This window comes from Mesorhizobium sp. P2_A8 (assembly GCF_056404935.1).
In genome coordinates this window covers 332,635-350,724 of the sequence record NZ_JBFUDB010000004.1, presented here as the reverse complement: position 1 = coordinate 350,724, position 18,090 = coordinate 332,635, and the positions used below count along the sequence as shown (strand labels likewise).

Annotated in this window: 16 protein-coding genes; 5 read left to right on the top strand and 11 right to left on the bottom strand. The window is 63.8% G+C overall.

Features of this window, described 5'->3' with window-relative positions; all coding sequences use genetic code 11:
- Positions 1–8: 8 nt before the first annotated feature.
- Both AC1D10_RS14140 and AC1D10_RS14135 read left to right on the top strand, forming a co-directional pair.
- Entirely contained in the window at positions 9–332 is a 324-nt protein-coding gene (locus tag AC1D10_RS14140; protein WP_477273104.1) for a YcgJ family protein, read from the top strand.
- Positions 333–447: 115 nt separating this feature from the next.
- Positions 448–1,701 (top strand): NAD(P)/FAD-dependent oxidoreductase, encoded by a 1,254-nt coding sequence (locus AC1D10_RS14135; protein ID WP_477272664.1) that lies wholly within the window; start codon positions 448–450, stop codon positions 1,699–1,701.
- Positions 1,702–1,710: 9 nt separating this feature from the next.
- Here the strand turns inward: AC1D10_RS14135 and AC1D10_RS14130 are convergent, their stop codons facing one another.
- Positions 1,711–2,988 carry a 4-aminobutyrate--2-oxoglutarate transaminase gene (locus tag AC1D10_RS14130; RefSeq protein ID WP_477272662.1) on the bottom strand — a complete coding sequence of 426 codons (1,278 nt, stop codon included), beginning with the start codon at positions 2,986–2,988 and terminating at the stop codon, positions 1,711–1,713.
- A 240-nt stretch (positions 2,989–3,228) separates the two neighbouring features.
- Between AC1D10_RS14130 and AC1D10_RS14125 the strand changes: the two genes are divergently transcribed.
- The 3 genes from AC1D10_RS14125 to AC1D10_RS14115 are packed head-to-tail and all read left to right on the top strand — an operon-like array spanning position 3,229 to position 8,536.
- Positions 3,229–4,362, top strand: coding sequence for an efflux RND transporter periplasmic adaptor subunit (locus AC1D10_RS14125; protein WP_477272660.1), 1,134 nt, complete (start codon positions 3,229–3,231; stop codon positions 4,360–4,362).
- Positions 4,363–4,379: 17 nt separating this feature from the next.
- Positions 4,380–5,435 (top strand): efflux RND transporter periplasmic adaptor subunit, encoded by a 1,056-nt coding sequence (locus tag AC1D10_RS14120; RefSeq protein WP_477272658.1) that lies wholly within the window; start codon positions 4,380–4,382, stop codon positions 5,433–5,435.
- A complete protein-coding gene (locus AC1D10_RS14115) occupies positions 5,435–8,536 on the top strand; it encodes an efflux RND transporter permease subunit (RefSeq protein WP_477272656.1) in 3,102 nt (1,033 codons plus the stop codon). Before AC1D10_RS14120 ends, AC1D10_RS14115 begins: the two co-directional genes overlap by 1 nt.
- A 207-nt stretch (positions 8,537–8,743) precedes the next feature.
- Here AC1D10_RS14115 and AC1D10_RS14110 read toward each other — a convergent pair whose 3' ends face one another.
- The 10 genes from AC1D10_RS14110 to AC1D10_RS14065 all read right to left on the bottom strand — a co-directional run bounded on the left by AC1D10_RS14110 (position 8,744) and on the right by AC1D10_RS14065 (position 18,062).
- Positions 8,744–9,490 (bottom strand): ABC transporter ATP-binding protein, encoded by a 747-nt coding sequence (locus AC1D10_RS14110; RefSeq protein ID WP_477272654.1) that lies wholly within the window; start codon positions 9,488–9,490, stop codon positions 8,744–8,746.
- Positions 9,487–10,320 carry an ABC transporter ATP-binding protein gene (locus AC1D10_RS14105; protein WP_477272652.1) on the bottom strand — a complete coding sequence of 278 codons (834 nt, stop codon included), beginning with the start codon at positions 10,318–10,320 and terminating at the stop codon, positions 9,487–9,489. Before AC1D10_RS14105 ends, AC1D10_RS14110 begins: the two co-directional genes overlap by 4 nt.
- Before the next feature lie 26 nt (positions 10,321–10,346).
- Positions 10,347–11,267 carry a nickel transporter permease gene (gene nikC / locus AC1D10_RS14100; protein ID WP_477272650.1) on the bottom strand — a complete coding sequence of 307 codons (921 nt, stop codon included), beginning with the start codon at positions 11,265–11,267 and terminating at the stop codon, positions 10,347–10,349.
- The gene (locus AC1D10_RS14095) at positions 11,264–12,325 is read right to left on the bottom strand and encodes an ABC transporter permease (RefSeq protein ID WP_477272648.1); all 1,062 of its coding nucleotides are present in this window, start codon (positions 12,323–12,325) and stop codon (positions 11,264–11,266) included. Before AC1D10_RS14095 ends, nikC begins: the two co-directional genes overlap by 4 nt.
- Before the next feature lie 18 nt (positions 12,326–12,343).
- Positions 12,344–13,987, bottom strand: a complete 1,644-nt coding sequence (locus tag AC1D10_RS14090) for an ABC transporter substrate-binding protein (protein ID WP_477272646.1) — start codon at positions 13,985–13,987, stop codon at positions 12,344–12,346.
- Between the two features lie 260 nt (positions 13,988–14,247).
- Positions 14,248–15,510, bottom strand: a complete 1,263-nt coding sequence (locus AC1D10_RS14085) for a lytic murein transglycosylase (protein ID WP_477272644.1) — start codon at positions 15,508–15,510, stop codon at positions 14,248–14,250.
- Positions 15,511–15,539: 29 nt separating this feature from the next.
- Positions 15,540–16,145, bottom strand: coding sequence for a recombination mediator RecR (recR, locus tag AC1D10_RS14080; RefSeq protein WP_477272642.1), 606 nt, complete (start codon positions 16,143–16,145; stop codon positions 15,540–15,542).
- Between the two features lie 102 nt (positions 16,146–16,247).
- The gene (locus AC1D10_RS14075; protein WP_477272640.1) at positions 16,248–17,180 is read right to left on the bottom strand and encodes a cell wall hydrolase; all 933 of its coding nucleotides are present in this window, start codon (positions 17,178–17,180) and stop codon (positions 16,248–16,250) included.
- A 131-nt stretch (positions 17,181–17,311) separates the two neighbouring features.
- Entirely contained in the window at positions 17,312–17,719 is a 408-nt protein-coding gene (locus tag AC1D10_RS14070; protein ID WP_477272638.1) for a hypothetical protein, read from the bottom strand.
- A 19-nt stretch (positions 17,720–17,738) separates the two neighbouring features.
- Entirely contained in the window at positions 17,739–18,062 is a 324-nt protein-coding gene (locus tag AC1D10_RS14065; protein WP_013527931.1) for a YbaB/EbfC family nucleoid-associated protein, read from the bottom strand.
- Between the last annotated feature and the right edge of the window lie 28 nt (positions 18,063–18,090).

The following is an 18,090-nucleotide window of genomic DNA, read 5'->3' as shown; positions in this document are numbered from 1 at the left end:
TCTCATGACTGTCATCTCCTCAGGAATTCACTGAAATAGGGGGCGGCAACGGGCGGCCTGCACCAAGTCGGGCAGGGCAGCGCCATCCGGCAAAAAAATGGCCACGACAAGGCGTGGTCTGCGGAAGAAAGACACCGAAATGCCTCCAATCGAAAGGGTTCAAGGCCCAGACATCAAAGGGATGCGCCAATGCGCGAGCCTCCATAAAGCTTCGACACCGCCGGAAGTCAATGGAGATCGGCAAGAAAAATCAATCGAAACAACAGTTTAGAATTATTCTAAACTACGACTGTCAACTTTATGCATCAGCCTGCACCGGGACTCGCCGGTGAACTGTGCGATTGACAGCCACCATTCCGGGTGCGACCCGCAAAAGCTCTCTTGCGGCGGCGCCAGACAATTGCCACTTGGCGAGACGTCCTAGAATCGAGTCGGGATTGGAATGCCATGAAGAACGGTGTGGTCATTGTCGGCGCGGGTCATGCGGGCGTGCAAGCGGCTGCAAGTCTGCGCGAGGAAGGCTATGACGGACCGGTGATCCTCGTCGGCGACGAGAACGAGCTGCCCTACCACAAGCCGCCGCTGTCGAAGACGTTCATCAAGGATGCCGCGGCCAAACCGCAACCGCTACGCGGCGAAGCCTTCTACACAGGCAGCGCCATCGACTACCGGCCAGGCATCAGGATCGACCGTATCGATGCCGGCCGTCGCAGACTGGACATCGCCGGCGGCGCGACACTTGCCTTTGACCACCTGGTCCTGGCGACCGGTTCGCGCCCGCGCACACTGCCGTTGCCCGGCTCTGAACTGTCCGGCGTGGTGTCGTTGCGCTCGCTGGCCGATGCGCGGCTGATCCGCGAGTTGAGCGCACAGAGCGACGAGGTCGTCATTCTCGGCGGCGGCTTCATCGGCCTGGAGATCGCCGCCACACTGCGGGCGGCCGGGCGTACAGTGACGGTTGTCGAAGCACTCGACCGGTTGCTCGGCCGCGCCGTGGCGCCGGTCGTGGCGAGCCATGTCCGCCAAAGGCTGGAAGCGACCGGGGTGCGTATCCTTAGCGGCACCAGCATTGCCCGGCTCGAAGGCGAAAACGGCCATGTCGTGGCCGCGGTCACCTCGTCAGGTGAAATTCTGCCGGCGCGCATGGTCATCGTCGGTATCGGCGCCGTGCCGAATGTCGAACTGGCGCAGGACGCCGGCCTCGCTGTCGCCAACGGCATCCGCGTCGATCACCAGATGCGCAGCTCGGTGCCGGAAATTCTCGCCATTGGCGACGCGGCCTCTTACCGACACTGGTTCACCGGCGGCGATGTGCGGCTGGAATCGGTGCAGAACGCCACCGACCAGGCCCGGCTTGCCGCACGCACCATTGTCGGCCACGCCGACGCCTATTCGGCGGTGCCATGGTTCTGGTCCGACATCGGCGACATGAAGCTGCAGATGGTCGGCCTGACCGCCGGCGGCGACAATCACGTCGTGCTGGGCGACCTGCCCGACAACAAGTTCTCCATCTACCACTATGCCGGCGACCGGCTGCTCGGCATCGAATCCGTCAATCGCCCCGGCGACCATATGCTTGGCCGCAAGATGCTCGGCGCCGGATTTTCGCCGACGCCGCAGACGATCGCGGATGGCCCCGAAGGCCTGAAAGCGGCGCTGGCCGCTTTCCTCGAAAACTTCCCAGCCACAGCGGCTGGGTAACGCCGCCGATCAGGCGGCGCAGACTTCGCGGATCGAGCTTTCCAGAATGTCGAGCGCCTCATTCATGACGCCGTCCTGGATGGTGATCGGCGCAAGGAAGCGGATGACGTTGCCGTAGACGCCGCAAGTCAGCAGGATCAGGCCCTTGTCGAGCGCCTTCAGCCTGATTGCATTGGCGATCTCGGCCGACGGCAGGCCTTTCTTGACGTCGTTGAACTCGACGGCGTTCATGAAGCCGAGGCCTCTGATATCGACGATCTCGGGTACGTCGTCGCGGATCGACTGCAGCCGCTGCTTGAGCCTGGCACCCAGCGTGTTGGCGCGATCGCAAAGCTTCTCCTCTTCGATCACGTCGAGTACGGCATGGGCGGCGGCAACGCCGATCGGGCTGCCGCCATAGGTGCCGCCGAGCCCGCCGGGGCCGGGAGCATCCATGATTTCGGCGCGGCCGGTGACCGCGGCCAGCGGGAAACCGCCAGCCAGGCTTTTCGCCATGGTGGTGATGTCGGCCGCCACCTCATGGTGATCCATCGCAAACATCTTGCCGGTGCGGGCAAAGCCGGTCTGCACTTCGTCGGCAATCAAGAGCATGCCGTGCTGGTCGCAGAGCTTGCGCAGCGCGATCAGGAACTCACGCGGCGCGTCGTAGAAGCCGCCCTCACCCTGGACCGGCTCGATAATGATGGCGGCAACCCGGGCCGGGTCGACATCGGCCTTGAACAGGCGGTCGAGTGCGGCCAGCGAATCGGCGACCGATACACCGTGCAGCGGCACCGGGAACGGCGCATGGTAGACGTCACCCGGCATGGCGCCGAATCCGACCTTGTAGGGTACGACCTTGCCGGTCAGCGCCATGCCCATGAAGGTGCGGCCATGGAAGCCGCCGGCGAAGGCGATGACCGCTGGGCGGCCGGTGGCGTTGCGGGCGATCTTGACGGCGTTCTCGACCGCCTCGGCGCCGGTGGTGACGAAGATCGTCTTCTTCTCGAACTTGCCGGGCAGCATGGCGTTCAGCCGTTCGGCCAGCCGCACATAGCTCTCATAGGGCACCACCTGGTGGCAGGTGTGGGTGAAGCGATCGAGCTGCGCTTTGACCGCCTCTATGACCTTCGGATGGCGGTGACCGGTATTGACGACGGCGATGCCCGACGAGAAGTCGATGTAGCGGCGGCCCTCGACATCCCAGATCTCCGAGTTTTCAGCCCGGTCCGCATAGATCTGCGTGGTCATGCCGACGCCGCGTGAGATCGACTGGTTCTTGCGCTCCGAAATGGCTGAATTCTTCATGGTATCCCTCATCGGGCCGGCGCCCGTTCTTGTTTGATGTCGCTGACACGTCTTCTGACCTTATTTCACGTTTTCCTCAAGTCGGCACCGTCAACAGGCAATTGGGCCTGTCGCACGCCGCGGCCTCGACCAGTCGACCGATACGCGTACGGGAGAGGTTCCCTTTTCCCCGGGATCGATTATCTTCGGACGGCCCGCGGGGCTCCGCAGTGGGAGCGTTCCAAGCAGGCAGGGGAAGCCATGAGCAGGAACGCGACATCGTCCGCCTTGCAATCATCGCTCCACAGCCTTTTGCCGTTTCGAAACACCTCGATCCTTGTCTGCGCGATAGCGAGCCTGCTGCTTGCCGGTTGCCAAAGGCAGGAGGCGGCCGAACACAAACTGCCGATCCTGGTGCGCACCGAGACCGTGGCGATCGCAGACTTTTCGCCGAGGACCTCGCTGACCGGCGTGATCGCGGCGCGCACGCTGAACAATCTGTCGTTCCGGGTCGGCGGCCGCGTGGCCGAGCGGCTGGTCGATGTCGGCCAGCATGTCGATCAAGGTGCCATGCTCGCCCGCATCGATCCGCAGGAGCAGGAGTCCGATTTGCGCTCGGCACAGGCCGATCTTAACGCGGCGCAGGCACAGCTGACCCAGTCCGCAGCCGCCTTCGAGCGGCAGAAGACGCTGCTTGCCCAGGGTTTTACCACCAGGCGCGACTATGACGCTGCCGACCAGGCGCTGAAAGTGGCGCAAGGCAGTGTCGATGCCGCACAGAGCGCACTCACCAACGCCCAGCAGAACCTGTCATTCACCGAGCTCAAGGCGGGTGCCGCCGGCGTCATCACCGCCCGCCAGGTCGAAACCGGTCAGGTGGTGCAGGCGGCGCAGACCGTCTTCACCGTCGCTGAGGACGGCGATCGCGACGCGGTGTTCAATGTCCAGGAAACATTGGTCGCCAAAACGGCGCCATCGCCGGCGGTGACGATCACGCTGTTGTCCGACCCGCAGGTGAAGGCCGTGGGCAAGGTGCGCGAAGTCTCGCCAGCAGTGGATCCGGATTCGGGCTCGATCCGGGTCAAGGTCGCCATTCCCGATACGCCCGCCGGCATGCCACTGGGAGCGGCTGTCATCGGCTCGGTCAGCGCCAGGCCGGTGAAGGTTATCCTATTGCCCTGGCAGGCGCTGACCGCCAGTGCCGGCAAACCGGCTGTCTGGGTCGTCGACCCCTCGACCAAGGCGGTTGCCACGGCGCCGGTCGAGGTGCTGGCGTTCGATTCAGGTACGGTCGTCATCGCCAGCGGCCTGAACGAAGGCCAAAGCGTCGTTACGGCAGGCGGGCAGTTGCTCAGTCCCGGGCAAACGGTCGAGATATCGGGAGCGGGCCAGTGAGAAGGCTGCCGCACCTTATGCTTGGCCTATTTGCACTTGGCACGCTCGTGTCCTGCTCGAAGTCCGAGGAAAAGCCGCCCGAGATCATCCGGCCAGTGCTGTCGGTGGTCATCGAGCCGCGCACAACCCAGACCTTCGGCTTTGCCGGCTCGGTCGAGCCGCAGGTCAGTGCCGACCTCGCCTTCCGCCTGCTTGGCCGGGTTGTGTCGCGCGACGTCAATGTCGGCGACATCGTGAGCAAGGGCACGACGATCGCCGCGCTCGACCCGACCGCACTGGAGCTGGCCGCCCAGGCCGCCAAGGCGGAACTCTCCAATGCCGAGGCGCAATTCGCCAACGCCGCAGCCAGCGAGGAGCGCCAGCGCCAGCTGCTTGCCGCCGCCAACACCTCGCAAGCGGTCTTCGATTCCGCGCAGCAGGCGCGGAAAGCGGCGGAGGCCGGCGTTGAACGGGCCAAGGCCTCGCTTGCCAAATCGCAGGAGCAGCTTGGCTACGCCCGGCTGTTCTCGGATTTCGACGGCGTCGTCACCGCCACCGGCGCCGAGGTCGGCCAGACGGTCTCGCCTGGCCAGACGGTCGTCACGGTGGCGCGCTCGGACCTGCGCGAGGCGGTGGTCGATATTCCTGACCAGTTGATCGGTGACCTCACGGCTGGCACGCCATTCCAGGTCATCCTGCAATCGCTGCCGACGATCCAGACCGAGGCCAAGCTGCGCGAGATCGCGCCGCAGGCCGAAGGCTCGACCCGCACGCGCCGCGTGCGGCTGACGCTCACCGACCCGCCGCAAGCCTTCCGACTCGGCTCGACAGTGACGGCGACCCGCGTGACCAAGGTTGCGCCGACGATAGAATTGCCAATGTCAGCACTGCTTGAAAGGGACGGCGTCGACAAAGTGTGGGTCGTCGATCCGCAGACATCCAGCGTTAACGCCAGAGAAATCAAGGTCGCCGCCAAGGGCGCCGCTACCTTCACCGTCGCCGAAGGGCTGGAAGCCGGTATGCGCGTCGTCACCGCCGGCGTCCACAGCCTGAGCGAAGGCCAGAAGGTCAAAGTGCCGGAGGGCGGCGTCTGATGAAGGGCTTCAATCTCTCCGACTGGGCGCTCAGCCACCGCTCCATGGTCTGGTACTTCATGCTGGTCTTCGTGGTGGCCGGCATCTTCTCCTACCTCAATCTCGGTCGTGAGGAAGACCCCAACTTCACCATCAAGACGATGATCATCCAGGCCAACTGGCCGGGCGCGTCGGTCAAGGAGACCGTGCAGCAGGTGACCGACCGCATCGAGAAGAAGCTCGAGGAGCTCGACAGCCTCGACTTTACCAGATCCGTCACCTCCGCCGGCCAGACCGTCATCTTCGTCAACCTGAAGGACACCACCAAGGCGCGCGATGTCGTGCCGAATTGGATTCAGGTGCGCAACATGGTCAACGACATCCGGGCCCAGTTTCCGCAGGGTGTGCAGGGACCATTCTTCAACGACCGCTTCGGTGATGTCTACGGCAACATCTACGCCTTCACGTCGGACGGGCTGACGCCGCGCCAGTTGCGCGACTATGTCGAGGACGTCCGCACCAAAATCCTGACCGTACCGAATGCCGGCAAGGTCGATCTCGTCGGCGCGCAGGACGAGGCGATCTATCTCGAATTCTCGACCCGCCAGATCGCTGCCCTTGGTCTCAACCAGCAAGCGATTGTGGCTAGCCTGCAAGCGCAGAACGCGATCACGCCGTCCGGTGTCATCGAGTCCGGACCGGAGCGTATCAGCGTGCGCGTCGGTGGCCAGTTCACTTCCGAAGAGAGCCTGCGTGCCATCAATCTGCGCGTCAACGACCGCTTCTTCCGGCTGAGCGATGTTGCCACGATCACGCGCGGCTATGTCGATCCGCCGACGGCGCTGTTCCGCTTCAATGGCCAGGACGCCATCGCGCTGGCCATCGGCATGAAGCCCAACGCCAATCTGCTGCAGTTCGGCGAGGCGCTTCACACGGAGATGAACAAGGTGCTGGCCGACCTGCCGGTCGGCGTCGGCGTGCATCTGGTCGCGGACCAGCCCGTCATCGTCGAGGAGGCCGTCTCGGGCTTCACGCGCGCGCTGTTCGAGGCCGTCGCCATCGTGCTCGCTGTGTCCTTCATCAGCCTCGGCATGCGCGCCGGCTTCGTCGTGGCGCTGTCGATCCCGCTAGTGCTGGCCATCACCTTCACGGTCATGGCCTATCTCGGCATCTCGCTGCAGCGCATCTCCCTGGGGGCGCTGATCATTGCGCTCGGCCTCCTGGTCGACGACGCCATGATCGCGGTAGAAATGATGGTGGCGCGGCTTGAGGTCGGCGACAACCTGCGCAAAGCGGCGACTTACGTCTACACATCGACTGCCTTCCCAATGCTGACCGGTACGCTGGTGACGGTCGCCGGTTTTATCCCGATCGGCCTCAACAACAGCGCCGCCGGCGAGTACACCTTCACACTGTTCGTCGTCATCGCGGTATCGCTTCTGGTATCATGGATCGTCGCAGTGCTGTTTGCGCCGCTACTCGGCGTCACAATTCTTCCAGCGACGATGAAGACGAAGCACCACGACCAGCCGGGCCGCTTCACGTCACTGTTCCGGCGCGTGCTGCTCGGCTCCGTGCGGCATCACTGGCTGACCATCATCGCCACCGTGCTGTTGTTTGCCGGCTCGATAGCCGGCTTCGGCCTCGTCCAGCAGCAGTTCTTTCCGCCTTCTGACCGGCCGGAGCTGATCGTCGACTGGAACCTGCCGCAGAACTCGTCTGTCACCGAGACGCGGGACCAGATCGAGCGTTTCGAAGGGCGCGCGCTGGCCGGCAACCCCGACATCGACCATTTCAGCTCCTATATCGGACAGGGCGCGGTGCGCTTCCTGCTCGCCTTCGATGTGCAACCGGCCAATCCCTATTTCGGCCAAACCGTCATCGTTACCAAGAGCATCGAGGCGCGCAACCGGCTGAAGCCGCTCCTGGAGAAGCTGCTGCGCGAGGAGTTCGTCGGCACAGATGCCTTCGTCAAGCCGCTCGAGCTCGGTCCGCCGGTCGGCCGCCCGGTGCAGTACCGCGTCGGCGGTCCTGACATCCAGACGGTGCGCGGCCTGGCGCAGCAATTCGCCGGCCTCATCTCGACCAATCCGAAGCTTGCCGCGCCGACCTTCGACTGGAACGAGCCGCAGCGTGTGCTGAGGGTCGACGTGCTGCAGGACAAGGCGCGCCAGCTCGGCATCACCTCCTCCGATATCGCCAGCGCGCTGAACAGCACGGTCGGCGGCGTCACCATCACGCAGGTGCGCGACGCCACCTATCTGATCAACGTCGTGGCGCGCTCACGCGATGCCGAACGCGGCTCGATCGGGACGCTGCAGAACATGCAGCTGCCGACCAGCACCGGCGAGGCGATCCCGCTCGCGGCGGTGGCCAACTTCCGCTACGAGCTGGAGCAGCCGACGGTGTGGCGGCGCGACCGCATTCCGACGATCACCGTGCGCGCCGGACTGGTCGGCAACACGCTGCCGGCGACCGTGGTCAATGAACTGAAGCCAGCCGTCGATGCCTTCATCGCCAAGCTGCCGCCGGGCTATTCGGTAGAGACCGCAGGCTCGGTCGAGGAAAGCGCTAAAAGCCAGGGACCGATCGCCGCCGTCGTGCCGCTGATGCTGTTCGTCATGGCGACCATCCTGATGGTGCAGTTGCAGAGCTTCCAGCGCCTGTTCTTGGTCGTTGCTGTGGCGCCGCTCGGCCTGATCGGCGTGGTGGCCGCACTGGTGCCTAGCGGCGCGCCGCTCGGCTTCGTCGCCATCCTCGGCGTGCTGGCGCTGATCGGCATCCTGATCCGCAACTCGGTCATACTGATCGTGCAGATCGAGGACCTGGTCGCCGAAGGCAAGGACCGCTGGGCGGCCGTGATCGAGGCGACCGAGCACCGCATGCGGCCGATTGCGCTGACGGCCGCGGCCGCGAGCCTCGCGCTGATCCCGATCGCGCGTGAGGTCTTCTGGGGACCGATGGCCTATGCCATGATGGGCGGTATCATCGCCGGCACCGCAATCACGCTGCTGTTCCTGCCGGCGCTCTATGTGGCGTGGTTCAGGATCAAGGAGCCTAAGCCGGCGTCGGACAACACTGCACCGACTGGTGACGCAATCCCGGAAGGCGGGACAGCCTGAGGGCAGTTGCGAGAAGGGTAGCGGTGGTGCTCTCCTCTGTCCTGCCCTACGTCTCTCCCACAAGGGGGAGATTGGCTGTCATCTCGGCTTTCGCTAGTTATCAACGTGTGAGCAGAGCGCCGGAGCCGCTGATCTCCCCACTCGTCGGGTGAGATGGCCGGCAGGCCAGAGGGGGGCGCGAAAGAGCGCGCGATGTAGAAAGTTCTGCTACGCCCTCACAAACCCGTCGCTCGCCCTGAGCAGATTGCGCGTATAATCCTTGGTCACGCGGCGCTCGACAAGGTCGCTTGCCGCGAGATTCTCCACCGCCTCGCCGCTTTGCATCACCATCAACCGCTCGCACATATGGGTGATGATGGCGAGGTCGTGGCTGACCATCAGGAAGGTCAGCTTGCGGCGCCGGCGGACCTCTTCCAAGAGGTTGAGCACTTCCGCCTGCACCGAGGCGTCGAGCGCAGAGGTCGGCTCGTCGAGCAGCAGGATCGACGGTTCGAGAATGAGCGCGCGCGCGATCGCCACACGCTGGCGCTGGCCACCCGACAATTGATGCGAGTAGCGGAAGCGAAATCCGGTGCCCAAACCGACCTCGTCGAGTGCCCGCTGGATACGCTTTTCGCCGTCGGCAAAACCATGGATGGCAAGCGGCTCCTGCAGCAGGCGGTCGACGGTCTGGCGCGGGTGCAGCGAGCCGTACGGATCCTGGAAAACCATCTGCACTTCGCGGTAAAAGGCCTTGTCGCGGCGCACGCCAAGCTTCTTGCCATTGACTGTGATGCTGCCCGAGGCGACCGGCGCGAGACCCGCGATGGCTCGCAGCAGCGTCGATTTGCCGGAACCGGATTCACCGACCAGGCCGAAGGATTCGCCTGGCTGCACGTCGAGGCTGACGCCCTTCAGCGCGCGAAAGCGGTCGAAGATCACTTCCAGTCTGTCGACGGCAATCGCTGCTGTCATGCCGCCCACTCCGGCTTGCGGTCGAGCACCGGCAGCGGATGGCGGTCGGCGCCGATCTTGGGCATGCAGTTGAGCAGGCCGCGCGTATAGGGATGTTGGGCGCGGCCGAGTTCGGACGCCTTGAGCTGCTCGACCACCTTGCCGGCATACATGACGATGACGCGGTCGCAGAAGGAGGAGACCAGGCGCAGGTCGTGAGAGATGAAGATCAGCCCCATGCCGCGCTCGCTGACCAGCCTGTCGAGAATGCCGAGCACGTCCAGCTGCACGGTCACGTCGAGCGCCGAGGTCGGCTCGTCGGCGATCATCATCTCCGGCCCGGCGATCAGCATCATGGCGATCATGGCGCGCTGACCCATGCCGCCGGACACTTCGTGCGGATGCAGGTCGAAGACGCGGGAGGGATCGCGGATCTGCACCGCCTCCAGCATCGCCACCGCGCGGTCGCGCGCCTCGGCCTTGCCGACCTTTTCATGCGTGCGCAGCGTCTCGACGATCTGGCGGCCGATGCTCATGACCGGATCGAGCGAATATTTCGGATCCTGCAGGATCATGGCGATGCGTTTTCCGCGCAGCGCCCGCCGTTCGCGTGGCAAGACGCTGAGCAGGTCGATGCCGTCGAAGGCAAGCTTGTTCGCCGATATCCGGGCCTGCGGCGGCGTCAGCCCCATGATGGCGCGGCCGGTCTGCGATTTGCCGGAGCCGGATTCGCCCACGATGCCAAGCCGTTCGCGGCCAAGCGAAAAGGAAACCCCGCGGACCGCCTCGACAATACCGGTGCGGGTCGGGAAGGTGACGCTGAGATTCTCGACCTCGAGAAGTGTGCTCATTGGTCGCTGCCGATTGGGGTCACCGCTCATTGGTCACCACTACGGGGATCGAGCGCGTCGCGCAGGCCATCGCCGAGCAGGTTGAAGCCGAGGCTGACGATGAGGATGGCAAAGCCCGGTGCACCGGCCACCCACCACTGATCGAGCACGAAGCGGCGGCCCGACGCGATCATGGTGCCCCATTCCGGCAGCGGCGGCTGCGCGCCGAGGCCGAGGAAGCCGAGGCCGGCAGCGGTCAGGATGATGCCGGCCATGTCGAGCGTCACCCGGACGATCAGCGAGGATATGCAGAGCGGCATGATGTGTCGCAGCACGATGCGGAAGGGCGAGGCGCCCATCAATTGCACCGCCTTGATGTAATCGGAATTGCGCACGGTCAGCGTTTCGGCGCGCGCGATGCGCGCATAAGGCGGCCATGAGGTGATGGCTATGGCCAGCACCGCATTCTCGATGCCGGGGCCTAAGGCCGCGACAAAGGCCAGCGCCAGGATCAGCTTGGGGAAAGCGAGGAAGATGTCGGTGATGCGCATCAGGATGGCATCGGTCCAGCCGCCGGCATAGCCGGCGACGGTGCCGACAAGCAGGCCGATCGGTGCGGCGATGATGGCAACCAGGATGACCACGTAGAGCGTCCAGCGCGAGCCATAGAGGATGCGCGAAAGGATATCGCGGCCAAGGTCGTCGGTGCCGAACCAGTGCTCGGCGCTCGGCGCCAGCAGGCGCGAGCCCTTGAGGTCGCCAAATGTCGGCGAGTAGGGCGCCAACACGCCGGCAAGGGCGGCAACAATCAGCAGGGCAATGATGATGAGCAGGCCGAGAAACGCCAGCCGGTTGGCGGAAAAGCGCCGCCACGCCACGTAGGCGCGGCCGAGCCTTGCCTGCATGCGCGACGCCGGCCGCTCGCTGAGCAGCCAGTCGCGGCGGGTCTGGATTGTCTCGGTGCTCATCCTGTCTTGGTCCTCGGATCAAGCACACGGTAGAGCAGGTCGGAGAGAAGATTGATGGCGATGAACACCGAGCCGATGACGATGGTGCCGCCGAGTACCGCGTTCATATCGGCGTTCTGCAGCGAATTGGTGATGTAGAGGCCGATGCCCGGCCAGGAGAATACGGTCTCGGTCAGCACCGAGCCTTCGAGCAGGCCGGCATAGGATAGCGCGATCACCGTCACCATCGGCACAGCGGCGTTGCGCAGCGCGTGGCCCCAGATGATCCGGGTTTCCGACAGACCCTTGGCGCGCGCTGCGACGATATATTCCTGCGACAGTTCGTTGAGCATGAACGAGCGCGTCATGCGGCTGATATAGGCGAGCGAGAAATAGCCGAGCAGCGAGGCCGGCAGGATGATGTGCCGGAAGGCATCATAAAAGACGTCCCACTGCCCCTGCATAGCGGAGTCGAGGAGGTAAAAACCAGTGATCGGCGTGAAGGTGTATTCATAGACGACGTCGAGCCGGGCCGGGAAAGCCACCCATTGCAGCTTGGCATAGAAAAGCACCAGCGCCAGCAGTCCCAGCCAGAAGATCGGCACTGAATAACCGATCAACCCGATGATCCGCACGATCTGGTCGATGAGGCTGCCGCGCCTGACCGCGGCCAGCACGCCAAGCGGCACGCCGAACAGCGCACCGATCAGCGTTCCCAGCGTCGCCAGTTCCGTCGTTGCCGGAAGTGCACGGCGAATATCGGTCATGACCGGATTGGTGGTCAGCACCGAGGTGCCGAAATTGCCGTTCAGGGCATTTTTCACATAGATGTAGAACTGCTCGACCAGCGGCAGATCCAGCCCCATCTCGCGGCGCGTGCGCTCGACGACATTGGCCGGCGCCCGATCGCCGAGCACCGCCAGCACCGGATCAATCGGGATCACACGGCCGATGAAGAACGTCACCGCGAGCAGACCAAGATAGGTCGTGACCGCGATGACCAGAAACCGGCCGAGCGATGATGCAAAGGCGACGGCACGGGCGCTGCCGCGCCCGCCCTCGTTTTCAACCGCGCTCATGCGGCGCGTCCGCGGGCACTATTCCTTGGAAACCGGCCCGACGAAGTTGCTGTCGAAGCTCGGGCCGAGTGCGAAGCCCTTGAGGTTCTTGCGCAGGCCAGCCACTTCCAGCTGCTGGTGGATGACGACGAAGGGGCTGGTGTCGAGGATCTTCTTCTCCAGATCCTTGTACATATCGGCGCGCTTGCCCGCGTCCTTCTCAAGCAGGGCTGCTTCCGTCTGCTTGGTCAGGTCCGGAATGTCCCAGGCGTTGCGCCAGGCCAGCGTCTTGGTCTTGGCTGCATCCGAATTGTCGGGGTTCGAGGCAAAAGTCTGGGCATTGGAATTCGGATCGAAATAGTCCTGGCCCCATTGGCCGATATAGATGTCGTGGTTGCGGGCGCGGTACTTGGTCAGGGTCTGCTTGCCGTCGCCTGGAATGATCTCCAGCTTGATGCCGGCCTGGCCCAGCGTCTGCTGGATCGATTCCGCCATGCCGGTTGTCGGCTGGCCGGTGCGTACGTCCATGGTTACGCTGAAGCCGTCGGGCAGACCGGCCTTGGCCAGCAGTTCCTTGGCCTTGGCGACATCGAGCTTGAACGGATTCTCGTCGAGTTCACCCAGAACCCCTTTGGGCAGGAAGGTCTGGTGGATCTCGCCAATGCCCTTGAGGATGGTCGAACTCAAGGCATCATAGTCGACCAGATATTTGAACGCCTGGCGCACCTCGGGCTTGGCGAGGTTCGGGTTCTTCTGGTTGAGGCTGATGTAATAGACCGTGCCCTTCGGCGCGCTGGTGGTGGTGAGATCGGCGTTCTTGGCGATGGCATCGAGATCGTTCGGCTCGAGGTTGCGGGCAACGTCGATGTCGCCGGCTTCTAGCGCCAGGCGCTGGGCCGAGCTTTCCTTCATGTTGCGATAGATGACACGGGCGAGCTTGGCCTTTTCGCCGAAGTAGTTGTCGTTGCGCTCCATGACGACGGCTTCGTTGGCGCGCCATTCGCGCAACTTGAAAGCGCCGGAGCCGGCATAGCCGGTTTTCAGCCAGGCATTGCCGAAGTCATTGTCCCATTTGTAGTCGGCGCTCGGCGTCACCGCAGCGACATGTTCCTTGACCAGCTTGGCGTCGACGACCGACGCGACCGTTGCCGACAGACAGTTCAAGACGAAGCTCGGCGCGTAGGCCTTGTCGACGGTGAACTGGAAGGTGGTGTCGTCGACCGCCTTGGCCTTGTCAGTGACGTTGTCGCCGCTGATGCCGAACTGGCCGATGATGAACGCCGGGCTCTTGTCCAGCTTGACGGCGCGCTCGAACGAATAGGCGACGTCGGCCGCGGTGATCGGATTGCCCGAGGCAAATTTCAGGCCGGGCTTGAGCTTGAAGGTGTAGGTCAGGCCGTCGTCGGAAACGGTCCAGCTTTCGGCGAGGTCGCCCTTGACCTTGGAGGTGTCGCTGAGGTCGAGACGGACGAGCAGATCGTAGGTGTTGCCGGTGACCTCGGCGGTCGAGAGTTCGAACGCCTCGCCCGGATCCATGGAGATGATGTCGTCGATGGCGAAACCTTCGACCAGCGTGTCGGCGGGTGTGACCGCGCCAGCGGGGGCGCCGGCCAGAAGCAGCGCGGACATGGCTGCGCCCGCGAGCAAGATGCGAGAGCGTAGAGCGAACTTTTCCATCATCATTGTGATTGTTCCCTGTTTTGTTGTTTGTTGACCTGAGTTCCCGGCTCAGGTTTGCAGAATTCTTTTCGGCGCCGAACAACGGCCCTCCGACCCCTTAACGTTGCGGTTTTTGTCCAGTTGGTCAACATCTATTCCGAGGTCTTCCAGTCGGCAACGAGCATTTGCAAGACAGCTTATTGGACCAGAATGCGCTGTGGCGAGTCGATGCATGGGCCGGCTAATTGAGGCCGTTAATCGGGAAAAATCTGCTAATTTCAGAGCTACTTAAGCGCAGTGACCAGCCCGGCATCGGGAAAGCAGGTGGCGGCGCGACCGTTCTTGGCTTGCCACTTGCCGATCGAGCGGCGGGTCTTGAAGCCGGGCAGGCCGTCGGCGCCGCCGACATCATAGCCCTTGGCCTCCAGCGCCCGCTGCAAAGCGGCGATGTCTGACCGGTAGAGCCCACCGACCGCGCCCCAGCTGCCGGTAAAATTGCTGTCGCCATGGGCGATGCGATCGGCGCCATGACCGATGAACAGCGCATAGAGGTCGCTGGTATTGTATTCCTTCAGCACGTAGAAATTGGGCGTGGCGATGAAGGCCGGCCCGCTGCGTCCGGCCGGCATCAGCAGGAAGCCTTCGGCCTTCAGCTCGCTTGCCGGAAACGCTTTTCCGCCGACACGCTTGATGCCCATCGCCGCCCACTCAGAAATCTTCTTGCCCTGGTCGGGACCTTCGAGCGAACAGGAGACCGTCTCCGGCACGGTCACCTCAAAACCCCAGCCACGCCCCCTCACCCAGCCATAGTGGACGAGATAGTTGGCGATCGAGGCCAGCACGTCCGGCGTCGAATTCCAGATGTCGGCGCGGCCGTCGCCATCGAAGTCGACGGCATGTTTCAGGAACGAGGTCGGCATGAATTGCGGCTGGCCGAGCGCACCAGCCCAGGATGATTTCATCGCGCCGACCGGGGCCAGCCCGCGCTCGACGATTTCCAGCGCGGCCAATAGTTCGGTGCGGAAGAAGTCCTTCTTGGTCGACATGAACGCCTTGGTGCCCAGCACCTCGAAGGCGTCATAGGGCATTTTTGCCCCGCCGAAGCCGGTCTCACGCCCCCAGATCGCCAGCAGTACCTCGCCCGGCACGCCATAGCGCTTCTCTATCGCGGCAATAGTCCTCGCATTGGCGGCCTCGCGCGCCCGGCCGCCAGCGGCCACCGCACCGATGGTCTTCTCGGCGAAATAGGCGCCGGGCGAGCCGAACTCGGCCTGGTGCTGCTTCTGCGGCGTGGTCGCCTTCTCGCCCGGCTTCACCAGATCGGGCAGCTTCAAATTGGGTTTGACGCCGTCGAAAGCGGCATCGAAGGTTTTCTTGGAGATGCCTTTCGCCTTGGCTAGCGGCCACAGATCATTCTGCAGCCAGACGCGGAATTGATCGTCGATCTTTGCCGCGGAGGCGGGGGCTGCGACGCCCAGGGCGATAAGGATTGCGAGGAAAATCGCAAGGGCCAGTCGGTAGAGCGGGGCGCGAAGGAATGCAGTCATCTCAGGAGCATCCTTCTCCGCCAATTGCGTCAAAACGCCGTCCGAGAGCGTAGCGCCGCGGCCAGCGTGCCTTCGTCGAGATAATCGAGCTCACCACCGACCGGCACGCCATGCGCCAGGCGTGTCACCTTGAGGTCGAATCCGGACAGCTGGTCGGTGAGGTAATGCGCGGTGGTCTGACCCTCGACCGTGGCGTTGACAGCGAGGATGATCTCCCTGACCTCGCCGCCGGCGACGCGGTCGATCAGCGAGCGGATGTTGAGCTGGTCGGGGCCGATGCCGTCGAGTGGCGACAGCGTGCCGCCGAGCACATGATAGCGCACATTCATCGCTGCCGCCCGCTCCAGCGCCCACAGGTCGGAGACGTCCTCGACGACGATGATGGTGCCGGCGTCACGGCGCGGATCGGTGCAGATCATGCAGGGGTCCGCCGTATCGACATTGCCGCAGGTCGAGCAGATGCGCACCTTGTCGGCCGCCTCGGCCATGGCGGCGGCGAGCGGCGACAGCAGTTGCTCCTTCTTCTTGATCAGATGCAGTGCCGCGCGCCTGGCCGAACGGGGACCCAGGCCCGGCACCTTGGCCAGGAGCTGGATCAGGCGTTCGATCTCGGGACCGGCGATTCGCTTGGACATCGCTCTGATCTAGGATTTTTCAGAGCGCTTTGGAACATCTCGCGACCGCATGAGCCGCCATATTGCACTTGCGGACCCATGGGGCGGACCATGGACTGCAAATCAGTTGGCTTCGAGCGGCCGGCCCTGGCTGACGATCATCGCGCCGATGGCGTCGGTGTTCTCAGGCGTGGACTGGAACCCCATCGCCGCCTCTTGCGGCGCGTTCGCAACCGAGGAGATGACCGGCTTGGCCAGAGTTCCGCCAAAACGGGAGGCATCCGGTTCTTCCATCGGCTCCTGCATCGCCACCACCGTCGGCTCCAGCGAGACGCGCGCGGATTTCGCGGTCGGCGCGACCGAGGCGGTCATGTAGGTCTGTTGCGCAGGTGCCGACCGACCTGTCGCCGGCTTGGCCGGACGCACCGGCTCGGCGGAAGCGACAAGCGTCACTGGCGCGGCTGGCTTCGCCATTTCGGGTGCTGCCGAGGCGACGGCGACCTGCGATTCATCCGGCAGCGGCTGCCAGTTGCGGCCGCGCTTTTCGTAGAAGGCATTGCCGCCCGCGACCATGGTGTAATGCATGTTCCTGTAGGGGAAGCGCAGCCCGGCGGTGTGGAAATACATCGTGTTCTTCAGCTTGGCCTTGCGCTCGCCCTTGAGCACGGCATCGGCGGCTTCCTCGACATCGGGCATCGCCCGCGAATTCATCGGCCGGGTCATGACGCCGGGCGCGAACTGCCCACGCTCGCCCACCACCTCACAGATGGTGCTGCCGTGGTTGCCGGAGCGCAGCCGGTTCATCACCACCGTGCCGACCGCGATCATGCCGTCGCGGCTCGACCGGTTGGACTCGAAGAACATCGCCCGCTCCAGGCATTCCTTGTCCTTCGGCGTGTGACTGTAAGAGCGCGAACTCAGGAAATTCGGCGTGATGGCGTCGGTCAAGCTGGCGACGGACATGCCGTGTGAGGTGGTCTGGCTACAGGCAGCCAAAAACAGGGGTGAAATGACGGCGCCGAGCAACAGCGGCGTCTTCCATCGCATGACAATCAACAGGTAACCCTCATTTCGATGCCCGCCCCCAGGCTGCGGCAAGAATGAGACACTTTCAGGCAAAATGATGGCTAAAACGTTATTAACGAGGCACTGTTGCCAAATTGGAACAGTTGCGTGGCTTTTCCCGGTTACCGCCCAGCCGGTATCGCGGCCGGCTGGCCAGGTTCAAGCTCTTCGACTTTCTCCGAAAACAGGCCGCGTCTGAGGAACAACACCAGTGCGTCCCTGGCCGTTGGCGCGATCTTTCCCGGCCAGTCGCTTTCGATGAATTCGGCCTTCGTGAAGTCCGGATTTGTCTCGCCGGCCGCCTCCAGGAACTCGGCGATCTCGAGCACGATGACGCGCTCGTCCTTCGACAGCGCCGACGTGCCGGCCTCGATCGACGGGCGATGCACGTAATCCTCGAACAGGTCGAAGTAGCCCTTGATGCCGACAAGATCGACACCGGCGTCGCAATCGGCCAGGATTTCCAGGACCTCGTAGATCCTGTTGCGGACACGCTGCTCGATCAGTCTTTCGGAGGGCTCTTCGGTCATGGCACGCTGCCGCTGAACGCTAGAAGGGCAATTTCATTCCAGGCGGGATCGGCAGGCCGGCGGTCAGCGCCTTGGTCTTTTCCTGCATGATCTGCTCGACCTTGGTCTTGGCGTCATTGTGGGCGGCCAGCACCAGGTCTTCCAGGATCTCGACATCGTCTTCCTTGAACAGGGACGGGTCGATCTTCAGCGACTTCATCTCGAATTTTCCGGTCAGCGTCACGTTGACCAGGCCGCCGCCGGCCTGGCCGGACGCCTCCAACGTGGCGATCTCATCCTGCATGGCCTGGAACTTGGCCTGCATTTCCTTCGCCTTGCCCATCAGGCCGAGAAGATCTTTCATGGTCGGGTCCTTTGCGGATTCGTGCTGT

Coding starts and splice junctions, on each gene's coding strand:
- AC1D10_RS14125 (WP_477272660.1), top strand. CDS start 3,229: ATGAGCAGGAACGCGACATCGTCCGCCTTGCAATCATCGCTCCACAGC.
- nikC (WP_477272650.1), bottom strand. CDS start 11,267: ATGAGCACCGAGACAATCCAGACCCGCCGCGACTGGCTGCTCAGCGAG.
- AC1D10_RS14110 (WP_477272654.1), bottom strand. CDS start 9,490: ATGACAGCAGCGATTGCCGTCGACAGACTGGAAGTGATCTTCGACCGC.
- AC1D10_RS14070 (WP_477272638.1), bottom strand. CDS start 17,719: ATGACCGAAGAGCCCTCCGAAAGACTGATCGAGCAGCGTGTCCGCAAC.
- AC1D10_RS14130 (WP_477272662.1), bottom strand. CDS start 2,988: ATGAAGAATTCAGCCATTTCGGAGCGCAAGAACCAGTCGATCTCACGC.
- AC1D10_RS14095 (WP_477272648.1), bottom strand. CDS start 12,325: ATGAGCGCGGTTGAAAACGAGGGCGGGCGCGGCAGCGCCCGTGCCGTC.
- AC1D10_RS14090 (WP_477272646.1), bottom strand. CDS start 13,987: ATGATGATGGAAAAGTTCGCTCTACGCTCTCGCATCTTGCTCGCGGGC.
- recR (WP_477272642.1), bottom strand. CDS start 16,145: ATGTCCAAGCGAATCGCCGGTCCCGAGATCGAACGCCTGATCCAGCTC.
- AC1D10_RS14065 (WP_013527931.1), bottom strand. CDS start 18,062: ATGAAAGATCTTCTCGGCCTGATGGGCAAGGCGAAGGAAATGCAGGCC.
- AC1D10_RS14115 (WP_477272656.1), top strand. CDS start 5,435: ATGAAGGGCTTCAATCTCTCCGACTGGGCGCTCAGCCACCGCTCCATG.
- AC1D10_RS14105 (WP_477272652.1), bottom strand. CDS start 10,320: ATGAGCACACTTCTCGAGGTCGAGAATCTCAGCGTCACCTTCCCGACC.
- AC1D10_RS14135 (WP_477272664.1), top strand. CDS start 448: ATGAAGAACGGTGTGGTCATTGTCGGCGCGGGTCATGCGGGCGTGCAA.
- AC1D10_RS14085 (WP_477272644.1), bottom strand. CDS start 15,510: ATGACTGCATTCCTTCGCGCCCCGCTCTACCGACTGGCCCTTGCGATT.
- AC1D10_RS14120 (WP_477272658.1), top strand. CDS start 4,380: ATGCTTGGCCTATTTGCACTTGGCACGCTCGTGTCCTGCTCGAAGTCC.